Source organism: Rhodococcus sp. NPDC056516, from assembly GCF_042794655.1.
Classification (GTDB): Bacteria; Actinomycetota; Actinomycetes; order Mycobacteriales; family Mycobacteriaceae; genus Rhodococcus_F.
On record NZ_JBHTTG010000010.1, the window covers coordinates 23829 to 45052 of the forward strand.

At 63.1% G+C, this 21224-nt stretch carries 19 protein-coding genes and 1 pseudogene; 13 read left to right on the forward strand and 7 right to left on the reverse strand.

Annotated features, from left to right (window positions below; all coding sequences use genetic code 11):
• The first annotated feature begins 1 nt into the window (after position 1).
• Entirely contained in the window at positions 2–1708 is a 1707-nt protein-coding gene (locus ACFQ6Y_RS27495) for an acyl-CoA dehydrogenase family protein (protein WP_378639661.1), read from the forward strand.
• Here ACFQ6Y_RS27495 and ACFQ6Y_RS27500 read toward each other — a convergent pair.
• Positions 1705–2583 carry a LysR family transcriptional regulator gene (locus tag ACFQ6Y_RS27500; RefSeq protein ID WP_378639663.1) on the reverse strand — a complete coding sequence of 293 codons (879 nt, stop codon included), beginning with the start codon at positions 2581–2583 and terminating at the stop codon, positions 1705–1707. The genes ACFQ6Y_RS27495 and ACFQ6Y_RS27500 overlap by 4 nt on opposite strands.
• Before the next feature lie 147 nt (positions 2584–2730).
• Here ACFQ6Y_RS27500 and ACFQ6Y_RS27505 point away from each other — a divergent pair.
• From ACFQ6Y_RS27505 to ACFQ6Y_RS27515, 3 genes and pseudogenes are all read left to right on the forward strand, one after another.
• Positions 2731–4100, forward strand: a pseudogene (locus tag ACFQ6Y_RS27505) (MFS transporter).
• Positions 4100–5815 (forward strand): acyl-CoA dehydrogenase family protein, encoded by a 1716-nt coding sequence (locus ACFQ6Y_RS27510; RefSeq protein ID WP_378639666.1) that lies wholly within the window; start codon positions 4100–4102, stop codon positions 5813–5815. The pseudogene ACFQ6Y_RS27505 and the gene ACFQ6Y_RS27510 overlap by 1 nt, the downstream one beginning before the upstream one ends.
• Positions 5812–7041 carry a CaiB/BaiF CoA transferase family protein gene (locus ACFQ6Y_RS27515; protein ID WP_378639669.1) on the forward strand — a complete coding sequence of 410 codons (1230 nt, stop codon included), beginning with the start codon at positions 5812–5814 and terminating at the stop codon, positions 7039–7041. The genes ACFQ6Y_RS27510 and ACFQ6Y_RS27515 overlap by 4 nt, the downstream gene beginning before the upstream one ends.
• Here the strand turns inward: ACFQ6Y_RS27515 and ACFQ6Y_RS27520 are convergent.
• Complete coding sequence (locus ACFQ6Y_RS27520) at positions 6963–7757, reverse strand: LLM class F420-dependent oxidoreductase (protein ID WP_378639671.1); 795 nt, start codon at positions 7755–7757, stop codon at positions 6963–6965. The two genes, ACFQ6Y_RS27515 and ACFQ6Y_RS27520, sit on opposite strands and share 79 nt — an antisense overlap.
• A gap of 294 nt (positions 7758–8051) precedes the next feature.
• Between ACFQ6Y_RS27520 and ACFQ6Y_RS27525 the strand changes: the two genes are divergently transcribed.
• Together ACFQ6Y_RS27525 and ACFQ6Y_RS27530 are read left to right on the forward strand one after the other, a co-directional pair.
• Positions 8052–8660, forward strand: a complete 609-nt coding sequence (locus ACFQ6Y_RS27525) for a ClpP family protease (RefSeq protein WP_007735229.1) — start codon at positions 8052–8054, stop codon at positions 8658–8660.
• 4 nt (positions 8661–8664) lie between these two features.
• A complete protein-coding gene (locus tag ACFQ6Y_RS27530) occupies positions 8665–9252 on the forward strand; it encodes an ATP-dependent Clp protease proteolytic subunit (RefSeq protein ID WP_003945993.1) in 588 nt (195 codons plus the stop codon).
• 17 nt (positions 9253–9269) lie between these two features.
• Here the strand turns inward: ACFQ6Y_RS27530 and ACFQ6Y_RS27535 are convergent, their stop codons facing one another.
• From ACFQ6Y_RS27535 to ACFQ6Y_RS27545, 3 genes are read right to left on the reverse strand one after another with little or no spacing between them, the layout of a single operon-like run.
• Positions 9270–9638 (reverse strand): helix-turn-helix domain-containing protein, encoded by a 369-nt coding sequence (locus tag ACFQ6Y_RS27535; protein ID WP_217018135.1) that lies wholly within the window; start codon positions 9636–9638, stop codon positions 9270–9272.
• 58 nt (positions 9639–9696) lie between these two features.
• Positions 9697–10194, reverse strand: coding sequence for a TIGR04338 family metallohydrolase (locus ACFQ6Y_RS27540; RefSeq protein WP_378530033.1), 498 nt, complete (start codon positions 10192–10194; stop codon positions 9697–9699).
• A complete protein-coding gene (locus tag ACFQ6Y_RS27545; protein ID WP_378639676.1) occupies positions 10191–11015 on the reverse strand; it encodes a DUF2786 domain-containing protein in 825 nt (274 codons plus the stop codon). Before ACFQ6Y_RS27545 ends, ACFQ6Y_RS27540 begins: the two co-directional genes overlap by 4 nt.
• A 114-nt stretch (positions 11016–11129) precedes the next feature.
• Between ACFQ6Y_RS27545 and ACFQ6Y_RS27550 the strand changes: the two genes are divergently transcribed.
• The 6 genes from ACFQ6Y_RS27550 to ACFQ6Y_RS27575 all read left to right on the forward strand — a co-directional run bounded on the left by ACFQ6Y_RS27550 (position 11130) and on the right by ACFQ6Y_RS27575 (position 18226).
• Positions 11130–12203 carry an ABC transporter ATP-binding protein gene (locus ACFQ6Y_RS27550; RefSeq protein WP_378639678.1) on the forward strand — a complete coding sequence of 358 codons (1074 nt, stop codon included), beginning with the start codon at positions 11130–11132 and terminating at the stop codon, positions 12201–12203.
• Between the two features lie 170 nt (positions 12204–12373).
• Positions 12374–13663, forward strand: a complete 1290-nt coding sequence (locus ACFQ6Y_RS27555) for an ABC transporter substrate-binding protein (RefSeq protein ID WP_003946022.1) — start codon at positions 12374–12376, stop codon at positions 13661–13663.
• A gap of 20 nt (positions 13664–13683) precedes the next feature.
• Positions 13684–14859, forward strand: a complete 1176-nt coding sequence (locus ACFQ6Y_RS27560; protein WP_378530037.1) for a carbohydrate ABC transporter permease — start codon at positions 13684–13686, stop codon at positions 14857–14859.
• Positions 14856–15692, forward strand: a complete 837-nt coding sequence (locus tag ACFQ6Y_RS27565) for a carbohydrate ABC transporter permease (protein ID WP_378374740.1) — start codon at positions 14856–14858, stop codon at positions 15690–15692. Before ACFQ6Y_RS27560 ends, ACFQ6Y_RS27565 begins: the two co-directional genes overlap by 4 nt.
• 22 nt (positions 15693–15714) lie before the next feature.
• Entirely contained in the window at positions 15715–15924 is a 210-nt protein-coding gene (locus ACFQ6Y_RS27570; protein WP_378530039.1) for a hypothetical protein, read from the forward strand.
• A gap of 112 nt (positions 15925–16036) precedes the next feature.
• Positions 16037–18226, forward strand: a complete 2190-nt coding sequence (locus ACFQ6Y_RS27575; protein WP_378639681.1) for a transglycosylase domain-containing protein — start codon at positions 16037–16039, stop codon at positions 18224–18226.
• 24 nt (positions 18227–18250) lie between these two features.
• Here ACFQ6Y_RS27575 and ACFQ6Y_RS27580 read toward each other — a convergent pair whose 3' ends face one another.
• Entirely contained in the window at positions 18251–19549 is a 1299-nt protein-coding gene (locus tag ACFQ6Y_RS27580) for a hypothetical protein (RefSeq protein ID WP_317553928.1), read from the reverse strand.
• 141 nt (positions 19550–19690) lie between these two features.
• Complete coding sequence (locus ACFQ6Y_RS27585) at positions 19691–20773, reverse strand: SDR family oxidoreductase (protein WP_378639684.1); 1083 nt, start codon at positions 20771–20773, stop codon at positions 19691–19693.
• A gap of 91 nt (positions 20774–20864) precedes the next feature.
• On the opposite strand from ACFQ6Y_RS27585, the gene ACFQ6Y_RS27590 reads away from it, so the two are divergent.
• A complete protein-coding gene (locus ACFQ6Y_RS27590; protein WP_230817715.1) occupies positions 20865–21176 on the forward strand; it encodes a helix-turn-helix transcriptional regulator in 312 nt (103 codons plus the stop codon).
• Positions 21177–21224: the final 48 nt, after the last annotated feature.

A 21224-nucleotide genomic window follows, 5' to 3' on the forward strand; every position in this document is an offset into this window, starting at 1 on the left:
CATGACTGATATTTCCGAGAAGACCGTCTCCGAGAACACCGTCACCCACCCGGCTCCGCATCGCACCCATGCAGTGCTCAACCAGTCGGTGCCGCGCACGGACGTCAACGAGTTCCTGCTCGATACGGTCCTGGCCGAAGGCGTCGCGCGCCACGACGCCGATTGGGCCACCAGCGAACTCACCGATATCGGTGAACTGGTCGGCAGTGCCGGGTTCCAGCACGACGCCGAGCTGGCCAACACGGTGATCCCCGAATTGAAGACCTTCGATCGCTGGGGAAACCGCATCGACGAGGTCGAATACCATCCGTCGTATCACCGGATCATCTCTGCTGCCGTTGCGCACGGTGCCCATACGTCTGCGTGGGCTGACCCGAAGCCGGGTGCCAACGTGGCACGGGCCGCGGCATTCATGCTTTTCTCCCAGGTCGAACCGGGCCACGCGTGCCCCATTTCCATGACGCACGCCGTGATCCCCTCGCTCGAGCTGCAACCGGACGTGGCCGCCATCTGGACGCCGCGAGCCCTATCGCGGAGCTACACCCCCGAATTGGACGCTCCCGGAAAGGCATCCGCGATCTTCGGAATGTCGATGACGGAGAAGCAGGGCGGCTCCGACGTGCGAGCCAACACGACCATCGCCAAGCCGGCCGGACGTGGCGGCCCGGGTGCGGACTACCTGCTCACCGGACACAAGTGGTTCTGCTCCGCGCCGATGTCCGACGCCTTCCTGGTCCTCGCTCAGGCCGAAGGTGCTGCCGGCGAGGGACTTTCCTGCTTCCTTCTCCCCCGCATTCTGCCGGACGGAACACGCAACGTCTTCCGTATCCAGCGTCTGAAGAACAAGCTGGGCAACAAGTCCAACGCGTCGTCCGAGATCGAACTCGACGGCACCGTCGGCACCATGATCGGTGAACCGGGACGCGGTGTGCGGACCATCATCGAAATGGTGTCCCAGACGCGACTCGACTGCATCCTTGGCAGCACGGCAGGTATGCGTCAGTCGGTGGCCGAAGCGGTGTGGCATGCACGGCACCGCAGCGCTTTTGGTGCCGTCCTGGCAGATCAGCCGGCCATGACGTCGGTGCTTGCCGACCTGGCTCTCGAATCCGAGGCCGCGACCATCACCGCTCTGCGATTGGCCCGTGCGCAGGACGAGGACGCGAATGAGCAGGAGAAGGCTTTCCGCCGACTCGCCACAGCCGTTGCGAAGTACTGGATCTGCAAGCGCGGTCCGCACCACTCATACGAAGCCCTCGAATGCCTGGGCGGCAACGGCTACACGGAGGACTTCCCGCTCGCCCGTCGTTACCGTGAGCAGCCCGTCATGGCCGTGTGGGAGGGGTCGGGCAACGTCATCGCACTCGACGTCCTGCGCGCCATGACCCGTGAACGCGATTCCGTTGCCGCCTTCGACCACGAGGTCAACCTCGCTCGCGGCAACAACCCGGTCCTCGATCAGCACCTCGATCGGGTACGACGCCAACTCGGTGAGCTCGCCACGATGGCACCCGCCGACGCTCAACTCCGCGCTCGGGCCGTCGTCGAGGCTATGGCGTTGGCACTGCAGGCTTCGCTCATGGTGCGCCACTCCCCGGCCGCCTCGTCCGATGCGTTCATTGCCGCTCGCCTCGGCGCCGACCGTGGTCACGAGTACGGAACTCTGCCTGTGGGAACAGATTTCGCCGGAATTCTCGCGAGAGCCTAAGGCTGCTCCCTCAGTACCCTCGTGACGGTGTGTACTGCCGGCGTCGGATTGTTCGGTCGCCATGCCATCGCGATTTTCAGCGTGGGCGTGGCCCCGGCGATCGGCAGGTACACGACCCCGTCCATGGACAGATGCGCCGTCGACTCCACGACGACGGCGATCCCGACCCCCGCTCCGACCATGGCTAACAGGCTGTACGGATCGGGGGCTTCGTGCGCGACGGTGGGCGTGAAACCTGCTGTGGCGCAAACGGACAACGTCGCATCACGCACCACCGAGCCGTGCTCGGCGGGATACATCACGAATCGCTCGGTTGCGAGGTCTTCCGGTGACACCGAGTCATGCGTACCGAGGTGATGCCGGGCCGGAACCGCGACCATCAAGGTTTCCTCCCGCACCGTGTGTGTCTCGAATCCGCGCGGAATAGGCAGGCCGACGATGCCCATGTCGAGGGTTCCGCGTCGGAGAGCGTCGAGTACTTCACCCGAATACATCTGCGGCCGTAGTTCCAGTTCGATTCCCGGATGGGAGTCGGCCAGCGATCGTGTGAGGGCCGACAGCACCGTGTAGCCGCCCGTTCCGCCGAAACCCACTGTGACACGGCCTGTCTCGCCGGTCGACGCGGCCGATGCGATATCTCGTACGACGGCGATCTGCGCTTCGATGATCCGAGCGGGCGTGACCAAGGCTTCGCCGGCTGCGGTCAATTGCACTGATCTGGTGGTCCGGACAAACAGGTCGGTACCGAGTTCGCGCTCGAGCGCGCGAATGGTCTGGCTGAGCGGGGACTGCCCGATGTGGAGTCGCTCGGCAGCGCGGCCGAAATGAAGTTCGTCGGCGACTGCGAGAAACGCGCGCAGTTGACGAAGTTCCACGTCTCTACTCCCGTCATTTCATTATGTGGTTTGCCCACATAAATGAGTCGAACTAAGTCTTGGACTCTACATGGATTTCGGACGATAGTGATTCACGCCTCACATTGCATCCCTTGGTGATGCCCGACGCGAGAATCAGGGAGAACCGTGGATCAACACCCAGGTCAAGACACTAATCCGCCTGAGTACAACACCAAACAGGCGCGCAAGGCCGGAATCACAGCGTTTGTCGGAACGACCATCGAATGGTTCGACTTCTACATCTACGGAACCGCATCCGCCTTGGTACTCGGCCCGCTGTTCTTCCCGGATGCGTCGCCGGCGGTGGGGACACTCGCAGCCTTCGCAACTTTTGCCGTGGGATTCGTTGCTCGCCCGGTCGGCGGAGTGATCTTCGGTCATTTCGGAGACAAGTTCGGCCGCAAGAACGCCGTGATCATCACCCTCGCGCTGATGGGGTTGGGAACTGTCGGGGTCGGCCTCCTCCCTACGTACGCCCAGATCGGGATCTGGGCACCGATATTGCTTGTTGCACTTCGCGTTCTCCAGGGCATTGCCATGGGCGGCGAATGGGGTGGTGCCGTACTGATCGCCACCGAGTTCGCTCCCCCGAAGAAGAAGGTGCTCTACGGTGCGTTTGCGCAGCAGGGTTCACCGGTCGGCAACCTGCTCGCGACGCTGGCCTTCCTCGGCCTGACGTTGATGTCGATTCCGTGTTCGAGTCGTGGGGTTGGCGTCTGCCGTTCCTCGGATCTGCAGCTTTGGTCATCGTCGCCCTCTACATCAGACTGCATATCTCGGAGACGCCCGAGATGAAGAAGGCCGTTGCGGCACAAGAACGTACACGGATGCCGCTGGTAGAGGTCCTTCGTTCGCATCCCGTCGAACTTGCTCTCGGTGTCGGCGCTGTGGTTGCCGGTGTTGCCATCACGTACGTCAAGACAACCTTTGCGCTCTCATGGGCGACAACGGATCTCGGATTCGAGCGCAGCGACTTCCTCCTCGTGATCACCGTGGCACTGATAGCCCAGACGCTCGTACAGCCTTTCGGCGCCGTGCTGGCCACGCGGATCGATCCGTCGAAAGCGGTCCGTTGGATGCTGCTCCCGGAACTCGTGCTCCTGCCACTGATGTTCGTGCTTGTTCAGACGGGCTCCGTGCCCTTGGCGATTCTGGGTATGGTCCTCGCGACGGCGCCTCACGCAATGTATTACGCCGCGCTGGCCGGCATTCTGGCGCAGGTATTCCCCACCAACGTTCGGTATACGGGCATCTCCCTGTCGTACCAACTGTCGACGGCCGTATTCGCCGGAACGGCCCCGATGGTCAGCCAGTATCTGCTGACGCGAACCAACTCGATCTGGCCGGTCGTAGCTCTAGGGCTCGTGTATGTCGTTCTCTCCCTTGTCTGTATGACTGCTTTGTTGCGCAGGAGTGCGCTGCACGGGCAAGGGCTGGAGTCGACGAGCTCCTCGAACATGACTGATGCTTCCACCCTGAAAGGCGTTGACCACTGATGAACTTTGCACACACCGACCCCGCTCTGACAGCGGTAGTGGACAGATGGACCGCCGGGGCGGACCGAGAGACGTTGAACGGCTTGCTCGACCGACTGGGCCGAGATGCCGCCGGCCGTTTGTCCGAGCTTGCCGACATCGCAGACAAGAACCCGCCGGTGCTTCAGCAGTTCGACAAGGCCGGTGATCGCGTCGACCGGATTTCTTATCACCCGGCCTACCTGGAACTGTGCCGGGCGGCATACAACGAGTACGGCCTTTCCGCGATGTCGCATCGAAAAGGCGTGCACGGATGGGACTCCGTGCCCGCTCCACTCGCGAAGTACCTGGCGTCGTACATCTTCGTGCAGGCAGAGTTCGGGCTTGCTTGCCCGGTGTCGATGACCGATGCGGCTGCGCGGACCCTGCGTATGTTCGGTGATCCGGCCGTGTTCTCGCCCTGGATCGACGCGTTGACGTCGACGGACCCCGGGCAGGCGAAGACGGGTGCGATGTTCATGACCGAGATACAGGCCGGCACCGATATCGCCTGCACCGAAACGCGTGCCGAGCGCGACGGTGACGGATGGGTCCTCACCGGTAAGAAGTGGTTCGCCTCCAACCCTGACGCCGACGTGATCGTCACCCTCGCACGATTCCCAGGCGGACAGGATGGTTCGACGCGTGGAGTCGGAATGTTCATGGTTCCCAAGACTTTGGAATCCGGCGAACGCAACAACCTCACGATCGATCGACTCAAGGACAAGCTTGGCACGCGCTCCATGCCCAGCGGCGAGGTGTCACTCAACCGCGCGCACGCACTCCAGGTCGGCGAACTCGATCGAGGGTTCCGCCAGATGGCGGAGATGGTCAACACGTCTCGCCTGTCCAATGCGATGAGGTCGAGTGCTCTCATGCGCCGAGCAGTCCGCGAAGCCGTCGAACATTCGAAGAGCCGAGTCGTGTTCGGTAAGAAGCTCTTCGATCAGCCGTTGATGCGGGCGACTCTTCTTCCTCTTGCGCTCGATGCCGAAGCCTCGCTGGCTCTGGTCGCGTACAGCGCACAGTGTCTCCAGGCTGCAGACGGAGGGGACGAACAGGCGCGCGCGCTGATCAGGGTACTGACGCCGATCGCCAAACACTTTGTCTGCAAACGCGCGCGGGTGGTCACCGGCGAGGCAATGGAGGTCCGCGGAGGAAACGGGTACATCGAGGAATGGGTGAACGCGCGACTCGTGAGAGACGCCCACCTCGGCTCGATCTGGGAAGGGTCGAGCAATGTCATTGCGCTGGACGTACTTCGGTGCCTGCGCAAGTTCGGCTCGCACCGTACGGTCGCGGCAGTGATGACGGACATCCTGTCCACTGTCGGACCTGACTGTGACGCCGGGGCCGGAGTTCTGTTGCGGCGTTGGGAGGAGCTGGTCGAGGAGGGAGATCGTCTGATTGCCGGATCTGACGATGCCGCCCAGGCCGCCAGCGCAAAATATGCCGACGAGTTGGCTCGTACCGTCATGGTGACCCTGCTCTTCGATCTTGCGGACCACGGCATCCGAGAAGGTGGCGGGTACCGGTCGCTGTTGGTGGCGAACTCCTACCTGGCCGGTCTTGCCGGGAAGGTGCCGTCGGCTGCGCTCGGCAATCTCGACGTGATTACCGATGGCGGCGACGTCAAGTTGGATGACGCACGCGAGGTTGTCGCCGAGTTCCTCTCTGTGGCAGGAGTTCACCGGTGAATTCTCCCCAAGGACCCGCACCTCTCGCCGGTGTCCGCGTTCTCGATCTGTCGAAGATCCTTGCCGGACCGTATGCAACTATGTCGCTTGCCGATCTCGGAGCGGACGTCACCAAAATCGAGCACCCCGAGGGCGGCGACCCCACACGTTCGTGGGGACCTCCCTTCGTCGGGGTCGATGCCGCCTACTATCTCGCGATCAACCGCGGCAAGAAGTCGGTGACGATCGACCTCAAGTCTGCCGAAGGACAGGCGATCATCCACTGCATGCTCGAAGAGACCGACGTGGTCGTGGAGAACTTCAAGCCGGGCAGCGGATTACAGAAGATCTTCGACTACCAGGCACTGTCCGAGCAATACCCACATCTGATCACCCTGCACATCTCTGCCTTCGGTGAAGAGGGGCCGTTGCGCGACGAACCGGGGTACGACATGATCGCGCAAGCCGCGGGTGGGCTCATGTCACTCACCGGTGAACCAGGTGGCGCTCCGATGAAGTCCGGATTTGCGTTGGGGGACTTGGGTGCAGCGCTGTTCGGACTGGTCGGTGTGTTGGCTGCATTGGTCGAGCGGGGTCGGACCGGGCGCGGACAGTACGTGACCACGTCGCTGTACGAGTGCCAACTCGCGATGCACGTGAACTGGGCGACCAGTTACTTCGCCACCGGTGAGCGCCCGACGGCGTTGGGCTCCGGCCACCCGAATCTTGCTCCCTACCAAGCATTTCCTGCCAGCGACGGGTACTTCGTCATCGCCGTCGGCAACGACTCGATGTGGGCGTCGCTGTGCGAGGCGATCGGTCGAGGCGAACTGGCGACCGATCCTCGTTTCGTCCACAACCGCGAGCGGGTGGAGAACCGCGAGAGTCTGGAACGAGAACTCACCAGCGCTTTCGCGTCCGGAACCGTCGAATACTGGTGCGCTCTGCTCGCCGAGCGCGCCGTACCGGTCTCACCGATCCGGCATCTCGACGAGATCTACTCCGATCCCCACACCGCCGCACTCGGCATGGTCGGAACCGTCGACCATCCGACGCTCGGACCGTTGAAGCAAGTGGCCTTTCCGGTCAACTTCTCCGGCCAGAGACCACGTCTGACGTCGGCGCCGCCCGTTCTCGGCGCCGACAACGACGAAGTCCTTGGTACCGCTCAGGCCAGCCCGCTCAATGCAGGTGCCGTGTTGTCGTCGCGCCAGCCGATGGCCTCGACAAGCGTCGTCAGGTCGTAGTCAGGCCCGCTGACGCCGACGGTGAAGAGCGAGACACCGTCGGCGACCAGGTCGGCTGCATTTTCGAGCCCAGGCCACGGAACCGAGTGCTCTACTTCCAGCGGGTTCCGGCCCACGTCGGCGCAATGGTCGGAGAGGATGTCCGACTTGCGCAGGTGTGTCTCACGGTCGCCGAAGCTGTGCCAGACGTCGGCGTACTCGGCGACCAGGCGCAAGGTCTTCTTCTCACCGCCACCGCCGATGAGGACCGGGATGTTGCGCGTCGGCGGCGGGTTGCCCTTCGCCAGGCGGCCCGTGATGCGTGGGAGGTATTCGCCCAGCAGTCTCAGCCGTGAACCAGGAGTGCCGAAGTCGTAGCCGAACTGGTCGTAGTCCTTCTCGAACCAGCCGGCGCCGATGCCGAGGATCAGCCGTCCACCGCTGATGTGGTCGACGGTTCGCGCCATGTCGGCCAGCAGATCCGGATTGCGGTAGCCACCGCCGGTGACCAGGGCGCCGATTTCGACGCGTTCGGTCTGCTCGGCCCAGGCGCCGAGCATGGTCCAGCATTCGAAGTGGGCTCCGTCGGGATCGCCGGTCAACGGGTAGAAGTGGTCCCAGTTGAAGACGATGTCCACTCCAGCGTCCTCGGACCGCAAGACGGCGTCGCGTATCAACCCGTAGTCGGGTGCGTGCTGGGGTTGGAGTTGAACACCGATGCGTACCGGACGAGTCATGCCACGCTCCTGACGAGAGGAATGGTTGTCTTCTCCCATCATGGCCGGGTGTGCGCGGTACCGCTACCGCCGCAGTTGGTGACCGGTATGCCCGCTTTCTTCCCACCCCGTTTCGAGCGAACGGTACTTTCGGCGCCTTAGATCGACTGAACATGCCGTTCGCTCGGAAACGGGGTGGGACCCAAGGCAGCGGGCACATGCAGGGGGGCACAAGCAGGGGGGTGTAGACAGGGGTGGTCTGCCCACAGCAGACAGGCGGGGCCGCGGCACCGCCGCGCCGGTAGGAATGGATTCATGACTACTGAAGCGCCCACCGACACCGGCTACCGTGACCTGTTGACAGACAGGCTCTTCCGACAGCGAACCATTCTGCTCACCGGCGAGGTCAACGACGCCATGGCCGAACGTGTGTGTTCGGAACTGGTGCTCCTCGCCACCACCGACCCCAAGCGCGACGTCGTGCTCTACATCAATTCACCTGGCGGATCGGTGTTTGCCGGTCTGGCCATCTACGACACGATGAAGCTCATCCCCAACGACGTCGTGACGGTCGCGATGGGCTTCGCGGCCAGCATGGGCCAGGTGCTCCTCTGCTCCGGCACCCACGGCAAGCGAATCAGCCTGGCGCACAGCCGCATCATGATGCATCAACCTTCCGCAGGTATTGGTGGGACTGCGGTGGACATCGCGATTCAGGCCGAGAGCCTCGAGCTGATGAAGCGTCAATCGCAGGAAATCCTTGCCGCCGAAACGGGCCGGACCGTCGAAGAGATCGAGACCGACAGCGATCGAGACCGCTGGTTCACGGCCGAGCAGGCGCGCGAGTACGGAATCGTGGACCGCGTCGTGACGTCCTTCGCCGAGATCGCCCCGCAAGCCACCTTCCCCAAGATCGGATTGTGACGTCATGTCCCAGTACACGATTCCCAGTGTCATCGAGCGAACACCAACGGGTGAGCGGTCTTTCGACATCTTCAGCAGGCTGCTCAACGAGCGCATCGTCTTTCTGGGTACGGAGATCGACGACGGCGTCGCCAATGTCGTGATGGCTCAGATGCTGCATCTGCAGGCCGACAACCCCGATCGCGAAATCGGTTTGTACATCAACTCTCCCGGCGGTTCCACCACGGCGATGCTCGCGATCTACGACACCATGCAGTTCTTGAAACCGACGATTTCCACGTACTGCATGGGGCAAGCGGCGTCGGCTGCTGCAGTGCTTCTCGCCGCCGGTACTCCCGGCCATCGGCATGTTCTCGCCCATTCGCGGGTGCTGCTGCACCAGCCGTCGACGCAAGGTAGTGGCACCATCTCGGACCTCGCGCTTCAAGCAGCCGAGATCCTGAGAATCCGGGAGCAGACCGAGGCGATTTTGAGTAAGCACACCGGTCAGAGCGTCGAGCGACTGCGTAAGGACACCGATCGCGACAGGATCTTCACCGCCGACGACGCAATCTCCTACGGACTGGCCGACACCCTCATCGAAGGGAACTGACTGGGTCGCCCTACTGATCAGGCCGCCATCAGGACGGGACCCGAGATCGGTGCGGGAGAGTGCCCGAAGGTGAGGGAGTTGAGTGCAACGATCCTGTTGCCCGCTCGGAACAGCAGGTGCTCGAGCGGCATCCCGAGCGCTTCGCAGATTGCGCGCAGAATTTCCGACGACGGTTCCTTCTTGCCCCGTTCGATCTCGGAGAGGTATTGCTTCGACATCCCGACCTTTGCGGCTACGTCGTCGAGAGTTCGGTCCTGATCGCGTCGAACCTCCCGCAGCACTCGTCCGTAGGCTTCACGAATCAGTGGGGGTTTGCGCACGGCAACAGCTGGATCGGGATGTTCGGACCCATCCTTGACCAGGACTAATCTGCGCGGCGCATCCATAGGCCGAGTATTCCAGCCGACCGGTTCGGACACCACCGGGTTCGCCGAGGGCTAACATCTAGTCCGTTCGAACACCACCGGCAAGAAACATCGCTCGAAGAACGAAGGCCGCCTCGGGCCCGATGATCTCGCCGACAAGGCTCGTGTAGCGGTCGACGAACTCGGGCCCGTGGGAAGCCTCGTCGGAGGCGGGGTCGCCGAGGTGGTGCGCGAGTTCGTGCAGGACAACGAATTCGCGCAGTGCCCACCGGCCGTCACGGTCGTCCGGAACGGCGATGACGTCGTTCGAGTAGTGGGCGGCAGCGTTGCCGGCTCGGGATCGCACGGACACCGAAACGGTTGCGCGAGGCCAGGTCTCCCGTACCCAGTTCAATCCGAGTAGCTGATCGCAGTACGTCTGTACCGACTCCACGGAGCCGAATTTGCGCTCGACCGGCAGCGTGATGGTGGAGCCCATCACCTCGACGCTCCGGAGTCCGCGCTCGTCGGCGCGATCGAACATGGTGCGTACCAACGTCTCTGCCTCGTAGACCGCACTGCGCTGGGTATCCCTCATGAGTCGAGTTGTCCGCGCACCCCGCCGATCTCCGGAAGGTTACCCAGACGTGCGGAGCGTGCCGCCCGATCACCCGCTCGTCGAGCATGCGAGGAATGACCGGCACTCGCGCGGCCACCGCCCCGCCACGTCCCACGCGCTTTGGAGTTGGACGAGTAGTAATCCTTGAGCTCGATTTCCTTGTTACGCAGCACGAGTGCGGTTTCCGAAGAGGACGCGACAGATTCGGCGATCGCGGCCTTCTCCGTCTCCTGCTTCGTCTCGGCCAACCGAGCGCCGATGCGAGACGCATACGCCATCTGGAAGTTCAGGCGCGCCGTCACTCCGGCGACCGGCTTGCGGACCTGCGTGCTGACGCGGCGTCGTCCACGAGTTTCGACGACGGTCCGCACGGACGTTTCGCCGCGGTACGCCCCGGAGCGCACGTACGCGTCGGAGTCACGCACCATCTGGAAGAGCAGGCTCGAGTACAGGGCCTCGCACACGTCGATGTCCCCGGCGAAGCCGTAGGCGTAGATGACGGCCGACGTCTGAGCGATATCGCACTGCACGTCGTTGGCAGCGGCGATCGCGATGAACAACTGGGCGTACGTTCGCAGTCCGCGCTTGCCCGGTTCGCCGATGGTGATGAGCCGTTGCGTGGGCGTCGCACGTTTTTCCGAAGACGCGGTGTGCGCACGCGCGACCGCCAGGTCGATCGCGGAACTGGTGGCCAACCGCTGCGCGGCGGCCATGAAGGCTTCGCCTTCGTGTGGATTGTCGGTGGACTCCGCTTGGCGAAGCAGCGCACCGATGCGGGTCAGCATCTTCTCCGAACTCACCGTGAAAGACTACGCTCGCGCACCGACACGGACGTTTATGCTGCTAGCGCACACGCTCACCCTCAACTTGGATCGTCCGGCACGTTCCTGCCGGTAGAAGGGATCAACCCCGTCATGGCTTCAGTGACTTTCGAGAGCACCACCTGCCTGTTCCCCGGATCGAACACTCCGGCAGTGGACAAGCTCGACCTCGAGATCGAGGACGGCGAGTTCCTCGTCCTCGTCGGACCCTCCGGCTGCGGAAAGTCGACAACCCTGCGCATGCTCGCCGGGCTCGAAGACGTCCACAGCGGACGCATCCTCATCGGCGACCGAGACGTCACCGGTCAGGAGCCGAAAGAGCGCGACATCGCGATGGTCTTCCAGAACTACGCGCTGTACCCGCACATGTCGGTGGCCGAGAACATGGGTTTTGCGCTCAAGCTCGCCGGAACCAACAAGACGGAGATCCGCGCCCGCGTCGAAGAGGTCGCGAAGATGCTCGATCTCGAGCCGTACCTCGATCGCAAGCCCAAAGCGCTGTCCGGTGGCCAGCGTCAGCGAGTGGCGATGGGCCGCGCCATCGTCCGCCAGCCGCAGGTCTTCCTCATGGACGAGCCGCTCTCGAACCTCGACGCGAAACTCCGCGTGCAGACGCGTACGCAGATCGCTCAGCTGCAACGACGCCTCGCGACGACGATGGTTTACGTGACCCACGACCAGGTCGAGGCCATGACGATGGGTGACCGCGTCGCCGTCCTCGAAAAGGGAATCCTGCAGCAGTGCGCCTCGCCGCGCGAGCTGTACAACAAGCCGAAGAACGTCTTCGTCGCCGGCTTCATGGGTTCGCCCGCGATGAACCTCTTCACCCTTCCGGTTGTCGACGGCGGCGTCGCATTCGGTGACGGGATCGTTCCGGTTCCGCGCGAGACGATGAACGGCGTCGTCGAAACCGAGGTTGTCCTGGGTATTCGCCCCGAGCACCTCGAGATCGCCCCCGAAGGCCTGCCGATGGAGGTCGACGTCGTCGAGGAACTCGGCTCGGACGCTTACGTCTACGGCCGGACCACGATCGGCGGACGGTTGCAGCAGATCGTTTCGCGTGGTGACTGGCGCAACCCGCCGCAGAAGGGCGAGCGAGTCAACCTGCGCGTCGACCCCGAGAAGGTGCACATTTTCGCCACCACCGACGGGCGGCGCCTGGGTTAGGTCGACCTGTCAAACGACACATGACCGATTCAGGTTCGGCGTAATACCCACAAGTACGGGTGTCTCGTGCCACAGTAGGGGCCGATGCCGGGAGCCGGCACTCATGGCGCATGCCGTGAGCAGGCTCTCGGTGACCGTCTATTTGTCATACACATACGGGGAGCGAATCCATGGTTCTGAACTCGAAGGCGATGCGCCGCGCTGCAATTGCAGCCACGGCAGCGTCCATGCTGGTACTGGCGGGCTGCTCGTCCGATTCGGACAAGGACAGCGGAACCAGCACGACGGCCGCATCCGGGGGATCGTCCTCGAGCGAAGGCCGCGGACCCATCACGATCGTCGAGGGGCAGGATGCCCTGAACGAGGCGCTCGAAAACATCATCACCGACTGGAATGCCGAGCATCCGGACGAGAAGGTGACGCTCAAGCCGCTGGCCAAGGAAGCCAACGCGCAGGTCGACGACATCACCCAGCGCATGCAGGCCAAGAGCGACGAGTACGACCTCATCGGTGTCGACGTCGTCAACACCGCCCAGTTCGCCGCAAACGGTTGGCTGCTGCCGCTCGAGGGTGACCTCGCGATCGACGAGTCCGGCCTCCTGCCGTCGACCGTCGCTTCGGGCACCTACAACGGCAAGCTCTACGCAGCGCCGAAGAACACCAACGCCGCGTTCCTGTACTACCGCAAGGACCTCGTCGAGAAGGCTCCCACCACGTGGGCCGAGCTCAAGGAAAACTGCCCGAAGGCTGTCGAAGCCGGCATCTCCTGCTACATCGGTCAGTTCAAGAACTACGAGGGCCTGACGGTGAACACCACCGAGATCACCAACGCCTTCGACGGCCCGTGGGTCGGCCCGGACGGACTCACCCCGGCCATCGACGACAAGACGAAGGCTGGCGTTCAGTCGATCGTCGACAACTTCGCCGACAACACCATCCCGCAGGAAGCGCTGACCTACTCCGAGGGCGAGTCGCAGACCGCATTCGGCGACGGCAAGGCACTCTTCATGCGCACGTGGTCCGGCTTCTCGGTCGACGGTGAGAAGACCTCGGTTGCCGGCAAGTACGGCTACACCGTTCTTCCGGGTGTCGACGGACCGGGTGCTTCGACGGTCGGTGGCTACAACGTCGGCATCAGCGCGTACTCGGACGCACCGGCAACGGCTCGTGACTTCCTCGAGTTCATGCAGACCAAGAAGTCGCAGACGTACTTCACCGAGGTCGGCGGCGCGCCCGTCCTCTCGGCTGTCTACGACGACCCGGCAGTGCTCGCTCAGTTCCCGTACTTCGCGACCCTGAAGGAAGCACTCGCTACCGCTCAGCCGCGTCCCGTCACGCCGTACTACACGCAGGTGTCGAAGTCGATCTCCGACAACACCTACGCTGCTATTCGCGGCGAGAAGACCGTCGAGCAGGCTTTGGCGGACACCAAGGCCGGCATCGAAACCGCCGGTAACTGATCTACCAGGAGCAATAAGCAATGGCAGAACCGCAGGATCCTTCCGCGGCTGTGCCTACCAACCCCGCGGTCGGGGCCGGTTCAACCGGTCCCGACCGTTCGGGCGTTGGTGGGAGACACCGTGCACCGGAACCGCTAGAAGAGCCGTCGGCATCCGAGGCAGCAGGGACATCCCTGACCAAGGTTCTGCCTGACCTTGCAGCTACTCCACCCCCACCGACCTCGCCCCCGCCTGCGTCGGCCGACAAGCCGAAGAAGCGTCGACGAGTTCCCGTGTGGGCGTTCGTCGCACCGTCGCTGATCGTTCTCGCCGTCATCATTCTGTATCCGCTCGGACGAGCGATCTGGATGTCGATGCACAGCGACGGCAAGAAGCTCGACCCCGAGACCGGCATGTTCGTCACCGGTCAGTTCACGTGGTTCGACAACTACAAGAACTGGATCACCCAGTCCTGCAACACCGCCAACGGCTCGATTCCCTGCCCGCCCGGCACACTCGGATCGCAGTTCTGGCAGTCGATCGGAAATACGTTCGGCTTCACCGTCGTCACGGTCCTGCTCGAGACGGTGATCGGTCTGTCGATGGCGCTGATCATGGCCAAGACGTTCCGCGGGCGCGGTTTACTCCGCGCCTCCGTGCTGATTCCCTGGGCCATCCCTACCGCCGTCACCGCGAAGCTCTGGTTCTTCATCTTCGCCAACGACGGCATCGCCAACAAGATTCTCGGCACCAACATCCTGTGGACGGCCGATCCCTGGCCGGCACGATTCGCGATCGTCGTCGCCGACGTCTGGAAGACGGCGCCCTTCATGGCGTTGCTGATCCTCGCGGGTCTGCAGATGATTCCCGCCGACGTCTACGAGGCCGCCAAGGTCGACGGTGCGACGGCGTGGCAGCGTTTCCGCATGATCACGCTTCCGCTGGTCAAGCCCGCACTCATGGTGGCGGTGCTCTTCCGCACGATGGACGCTCTGCGCATGTACGACCTGCCAGCGATCATGATGGGATCCAATCCCGCCACCTCCACCATCTCGGTTCTGGTGGTCGATCAGATGCGCGTCGGCGCTAATTCGGCGTCGGCCCTGTCCACCATCACATTCCTCATCATCTTCGCTGTGGCCTTCATCCTGGTCCGATTCCTCGGAGCCAATGCGGTCAGCACGCAGGAAAAGCAGCGGAAGGGGGAGCCGGTATGAACAAGGCACTACGCGGCAAGATCGGCACCTACATCGGCGTCGTACTGATCATCGTGTGGGGACTCGCTCCCTGCTACTGGATGATCGTGACGGCGTTGCGCGATCCGGCTGACACGTTCTCGACGTCGCTGTGGCCCACCAATCTCACGCTCTCAAACTTCACCGCGGCGCTCGATCCCGACGCCAAGGTGAACTTCACCCGTGCACTGATGAACAGCCTCGTCATCGCGGGTGCGACCACGCTGATCGCCTTGGTCATCGGCGTGTTCACGGCGTACGCGCTCTCGCGTTTCGATTTCCGTGGCAAATACTTCGTCACCGGAATCATCCTCGGCGCGTCCATGTTTCCGGTCGTCGCCCTCGTGACCCCGCTGTTCCAGTTGTTCACCGACATCGGCTGGATCGGCAGCTACAAAGCGCTGATCATCCCGAACATCTCGTTCGTGCTGCCGCTGACGGTCTACACGCTGACGTCGTTCTTCTCCGAACTCCCGTGGGAGCTCGAAGAGGCGGCGCGTATCGACGGCGCAACCCGTGGCCAGGCCTTCCGCCTGATCATGCTGCCGCTCGCAGCGCCGGCTCTGTTCACCACCGCGATCCTCGCCTTCATCGCAACGGTCAACGAGTACCTGCTCTCGCTCCAACTCTCGAGTGACAAGACCGCACCCGTCACCGTGGCGATGGCCAAGTTCTCCGGAACGGACCCATTCGTCACGCCGTACACCTCGATCATGGCCGGCGGCACCCTCGTGATGGTCCCGCTGGTCATCATGGTTCTCATATTCCAGCGACGCATCATCGCCGGTCTGACCGCAGGCGGCGTCAAGTCGTGATGCGCGCCTGCGCGCGGTTCACATGAGGCGGGCTTCGCGCGCCCAGCGCATGGAGCTGATCGCCGGCTTCATCTCGGTCTTCGCCCTCATGGCGTTGATCGGCGCTGTGGTCGCGATCGCCAAGGGCGACCCCGGCGTGATGCCGTCTTTGGTGCTGCTCGGTTGCGTCGTCGCTCTCGGGCTGGCGTTCCGTGGATATCGGAACGCGGTCCGAGCAGAACGTCGCGAGTAGCCGGCCCGGTAGGGTGACATTTCGGTATCGCAGTTGCCGGGAGTTATCTGATCGAGATATCACCCTGGTGGAATGGTGCCGGTAAGTCCGGATCCACGACCGGGAGTGTTGAGTGAGTCCATCGAACAGATCGAGTGCGACGGGTGGCGATCAGTCGTCGGCTCGGTCGGGCAAGTCGGCTAATTCGCCCCGGTCGAACAAGTCGGCCCAGCCCGCGAAGAAGCAGCGCTCGAAGTGGCGGTACGTCCGTCGGACCATCTACGTTCTCGTGCTCTTGATGATCATCGTGCCTGCGTCGGTTTTTGCTGTCGCGTACAGCCGGACCGACGTCCCGCGCCCCTCTGACATGCAGACCAATCAGGTGTCCACCATTTACATGGCCGACGGCACGACGGTGCTGGGCAAAGTGGTGCCGGCGGAAGGAAACCGGACCGAGGTCGCGTTGTCGGCTATCCCGATTCACGTCCGCGATTCGGTGCTCTCGGCGGAGGATCGCAATTTCTACACCAACCCCGGGTTCTCGATCTCCGGATTTGCTCGCGCTGCCCGCGACAACGTGATGGGCAAGGAAAGCGCCGGCGGTGGCTCGACGATCACACAGCAATACGTGAAGAACGTGTTGGTGGGCGACAAGCGAAGTATCGACCGGAAGCTGCGTGAGCTCGTCATCTCCGCGAAGATGGCGCGCGAGTGGTCCAAGGACGACATCCTTGCCGCGTATCTCAACACCATCTACTTCGGCCGCGGTGCGTACGGCATCGCCGCCGCGTCCAACGCGTACTTCGACAAGCCGGTCAGTGAGCTGAGCGTCGAGGAAGGCGCTGTTCTTGCCTCCGTCATCCAGAGCCCGTCGTTCCTGGACCCCGAGACCAATCTGTCCGCGCTGCAAGCACGCTGGGACTACGTTCTCAACGGCATGGTCGAACTGGGCAGCCTGACCAAGACGGATCGCGACGCGATGCAGTTCCCGGCCGTCGCCCCCGCCAATCGGCCGACCGATCTGAACCAGGCGCCAGGACCCGAAGGCCACATCAAGACCCAGGTACTCAAGGAACTGGCCGAGGCCGGTATCAGCGATCAGACGTTGAACACTGCTGGTCTGCAGATCACGACGACCATCGACCCGGTTGCGCAGGAAGCTGCGCTGAACGCCGTCAGGCGGAATCTCGAGGGCGAGCCGGAAGACCTGCGGACCGCAGTAGTGTCCATCGACCCCAAGACCGGTGGCGTCGACGCCTATTACGGCGGTGACGACGGAGCTGGCTTCGACTACGCCCAGGCGCCGCTGCAGACCGGTTCCGCGTTCAAGGTCTTCGGTCTGGTCGCAGCATTGATGGAAGACATTCCGCTGTCCGCGCGGTTCGACAGTTCACCGCTCACGATCAACGGTGTGACGATCGGAAACGTCGGCGGCGAATCCTGTGGCCGCTGCACCATTGCCGAGGCACTCAAGCGCTCGCTGAACACCAGCTTCTACCGGTTGATGCTCTCGATGGAGAACGGTCCCCAGAAGATCGCCGACGCCGCTCACCTGGCCGGACTACCCGAACACATTCCCGGACTCGACTACCCGACGCTCACGCAAGAGGGTGGTCCGCCGGAGAACGGAATCGTGCTCGGCCAGTATCAGTCTCGCGTCATCGACATGGCGTCCGCGTATGCGACGCTCGCCAACTCAGGCGTGTACCAGCAGCCGCACTTCATCCAGAAGGTCGTGACGGCTGAAGGTGAAGTCCTGCTCGATCGCCCGGTGTCTCCCGGTGAGCGTCGTCTCGAGGCGGCCGTCGCGGACAACGTCACGCAGGCGATGATGCCGATTGCGTCGTACTCGAACGGTCACGCGCTTGCCGGTGGACGCCCGTCTGCCGCCAAGACCGGTACCGCGCAGCTCGGTGACACGGGCCAGAACAAGGATGCGTGGATGGTCGGGTACACGCCGTCGCTGTCCACTGCGGTGTGGATCGGAACTTCCGACGCGCAAGCCATCACCAACTCCTACGGTGGTTTGATCTACGGCTCCGGAGTGCCTGCCGATATTTGGAAGAGCACGATGGACGGCGCGCTGAAGGGTTCCGACTGGGAGAGCTTCCCGTGGCCGGACCCCATCGGTGGTCAGGCTGGTGTTCCCGCGAACTCCGGCGTGACCTCAGGTGACGGGACGGGCACGCCCACGACGGGCGCGGCCGCTCCCCCAGCGCCCATCGAGGTGCCCGGCCTACCGCCGATCGAGGTGCCGCAGCTTCCCCAGTTGCCGCGTCAGATCGAGATCCTGCCGGGCATCGTCATCCCGCTACCGGGCTGACAAGCAGCGCCCGATTTCCGGTTCTCAGGCCTGATCGTCGAAGAGACCGAGTTGGGTGGGCGCTGCATCCTTGGCGGGCAGTACGACGACGCGCAGTCCGCGCCTGAGGTTGCGGATCGCGTGCGTCCACGCGCGCTTCTCGCCCGCACACAGGTCGGTGTCGTCGTCCTTGCGGCGGATGGACTCGGTCAACGCCTCGTGCCAGGCAGTCTCCTGCTCCTGGCTGATCCGCAGGTAGTCGAGAATGGTGTCGCGGTCGTGCTCACAGATCACGGCAACCTCTTCGGCGCTGAGCTCGCCCGTTCCGTCTGCGTCGAGTTCGAGGAGCGCCATGAGGGCCGGCGGAAATTCGTGGCACTCGTGTGACTCGTATTCGGCACCGGGATCTTCGTGCTCGGAGGCCATGCCGTCGTTGAAGGCGGTGTCTCCGGTTGCGCGGATGGGTTGCCCGCCCAGTTCTTCGGCGAGTTCGTCGGATGCTTCGGCCAGTTCGGCGAACGAGCGCAGAGCCCGGAGGAGGTGCTCGGCGACGAAGGGTGCACCGTCCACGCGGACCACGCCGAGCACACTCTGCTCGACGAGAATGAGCTTGATGGTCGGCCACTGCCGATTGAGCTGTGCAAGAACAACAGCAGCGTTGTCGAGGTTCTCGACCGAATGCACGACCCGCGAGAACACCTCCACGTACTCGTCGTCTTCGAGGACGCGCACATAGGTGACCTGCTCACCCCGGACCAATGGGATGTCGCCGTCGTCGTCACGCTTGGGCGGATGACCGAGAAGGCGTTCGACGGCCCCGTCGACGAGGATCCGCAGCATGTCGCCCGAACCCGAGGGCGCGTGCGACGGCGTCGTGGCGAAGGCAGGCGTCGACTCGCGTCCACTGGTGCTGGCACGTAGGAACGACGGGTGCGCGATGCTCCACATCTCGCGGAAGACGCGCAGCACCTTCGTCACCAATTCCTCGGGATGAGCGCGGTCGACGTCGATGTAGAAGGACATGGACCCATTGCCCTCGGGCTCGTGCTCGCACAGGTCGGGAGCGTTGAACCCCATGTCGAGCAACGCGGAGTGGTCTTCCGGTTCGAGCATCCGCAGTGGATGCAGAAACCTGTTGGAAGGAACTTCGCAGCGCACGGAGGTCTGGTTCCACGCGAAGAACTGGATGCACGCGGGTGCGTCGGCCAGTTCGTCCATGCTGTCGTAATGCGATTCCACCACGAGGGTGTCGTCGTCCTCCATCACGGAGATGTAGCGAGCGAGATGAGTCTCGAAAGTAGTCCAGGCACTCAGGATTTCCAGATCGAAAGTATTGTCCGACATCGTCGCTCCTCTGGTCCGGGGGGCGCATGGGGCCCTACCGACGACTCGCCGAAACCCCTGCTTTTCAAACCCCGCCTACGACGTTAGTCGTGGGGTCCGACAGTGACAGTGTTCGTAGGATCCGAGTGGCCGTGTTTTCAGTCAGGGGATTATCTTCCGAGCTTGCAGATTGGCGAAGATGTCCAGGAACATCGCTTCGGTGTCGACGTGGCGATGGAATCCGAACCGCCGAGCTTTGGATCCGTCGGCGAAAAAGTCGTAGTCCCATCCGAATACGAAGTCACCGAACCCCCAGGACGAGACATCGGAATACGGGGTCCGAGCAAGCTGATGCTCCTCGACGAGTTCGTCCCAGACCGATTCCTTGTCTGCCATTGCGACATCGAGGGACATCGGGAGCGGAGGCGCGACGTCCATGTCGAAGAATGCGGCGATTTTCGGCCACATCTCCTGCCAGCGAAACAGGTCGCCGTTGTTGATGTTGAATGCCTGATTTGCGCACTCGGGGTTGGTAGCGGCCCAGACCGTCGCTTCGGCGAGGAGTCCGGCGTCGGTCATTTCGATCAAGCTGGTGTACGCGCCGGGTTTGCCGGGGAATCGGAGAGGGACGCCCAATCTCTTCGAGATGGTTGCGTAGACGGCGACGACCATCGCGAGGTTCATCGGGTTACCCAGTGCGAATCCGGAGACGACGGAGGGTCTGATCGCCGACCACGTCCATGCCTTGCCGAGCTGCCTGCGTTCGAGGAACTGCTGTTGGTCGACGTTGAACTCGGGTGGCATGTGCGGTGGATCGCTCTCGCGGGCCGGAGTTTTGAACGGTCCGAGGTGTGCCCCGTAAACCTTGTAACCCTGCATCAGGCTGACGTGCTCGAGTCCGCCCGCAACGGGCTCGATGGCGTCGAGAGTGTTGACCAGCATCGCCAAGTTGGGCGGAACCAGCTCGGCCCACGTCGGGCGGTCTTGATAAGCGGCGTAGAAGACGTGGGTGACGCCGTCCAGCCCGCTCAATGCTGCCGCGGTCTGTGAAGGATCGAGCAGGTCGACTGCGATGTGTTCGACCCGGTCGAATGCGATGTGTTCGACCCGGTCGGTATCCGTACCGCCTCGCCGCGATAGTCCGACGATCTTCCATTCGCCGGTCGACTCGAGGTGATCGATCAAGTTCCCACCGATCACGCCTCGGGCTCCGACCACGAGTGCCACTTTGTCGTGCTGCACCATTTCAGCCTCCCATTGGTATATCGCGATGTTGCGATATAGGGAGTGAACCACACATATCGGCATTTCGCGATCTAGCGGTATGCTGACGAGCATGGAAGACACAGCAACCGAGTGGGAAACGGCCTTCAAGGCGCTGGCCAACCCGATGCGTGTGCAAATCCTGCAGTGGTTGAAAGACCCGGGAAGCTTTCCACCTCAGCTCGAGCCTGCCGAGGAGGTCGGAGTGTGCCTCAAGCACATTCAGGCGAGGGCGAAGGTGTCGCAATCGACGGCGTCGCAGTACATGGCCGCACTCCAGGCTGCGGATCTGGTGACCACCACACGAATCGGCCAGTGGAGGCACTACAAACGAAACGAGCAGCAGATCGAGAAGCTTGCTGCATTCATCAGGCAGGGTTTGTAGATACCGGCACCTGACCGATCACTCGGGGCTGCAGACGTTGTGGCAAAA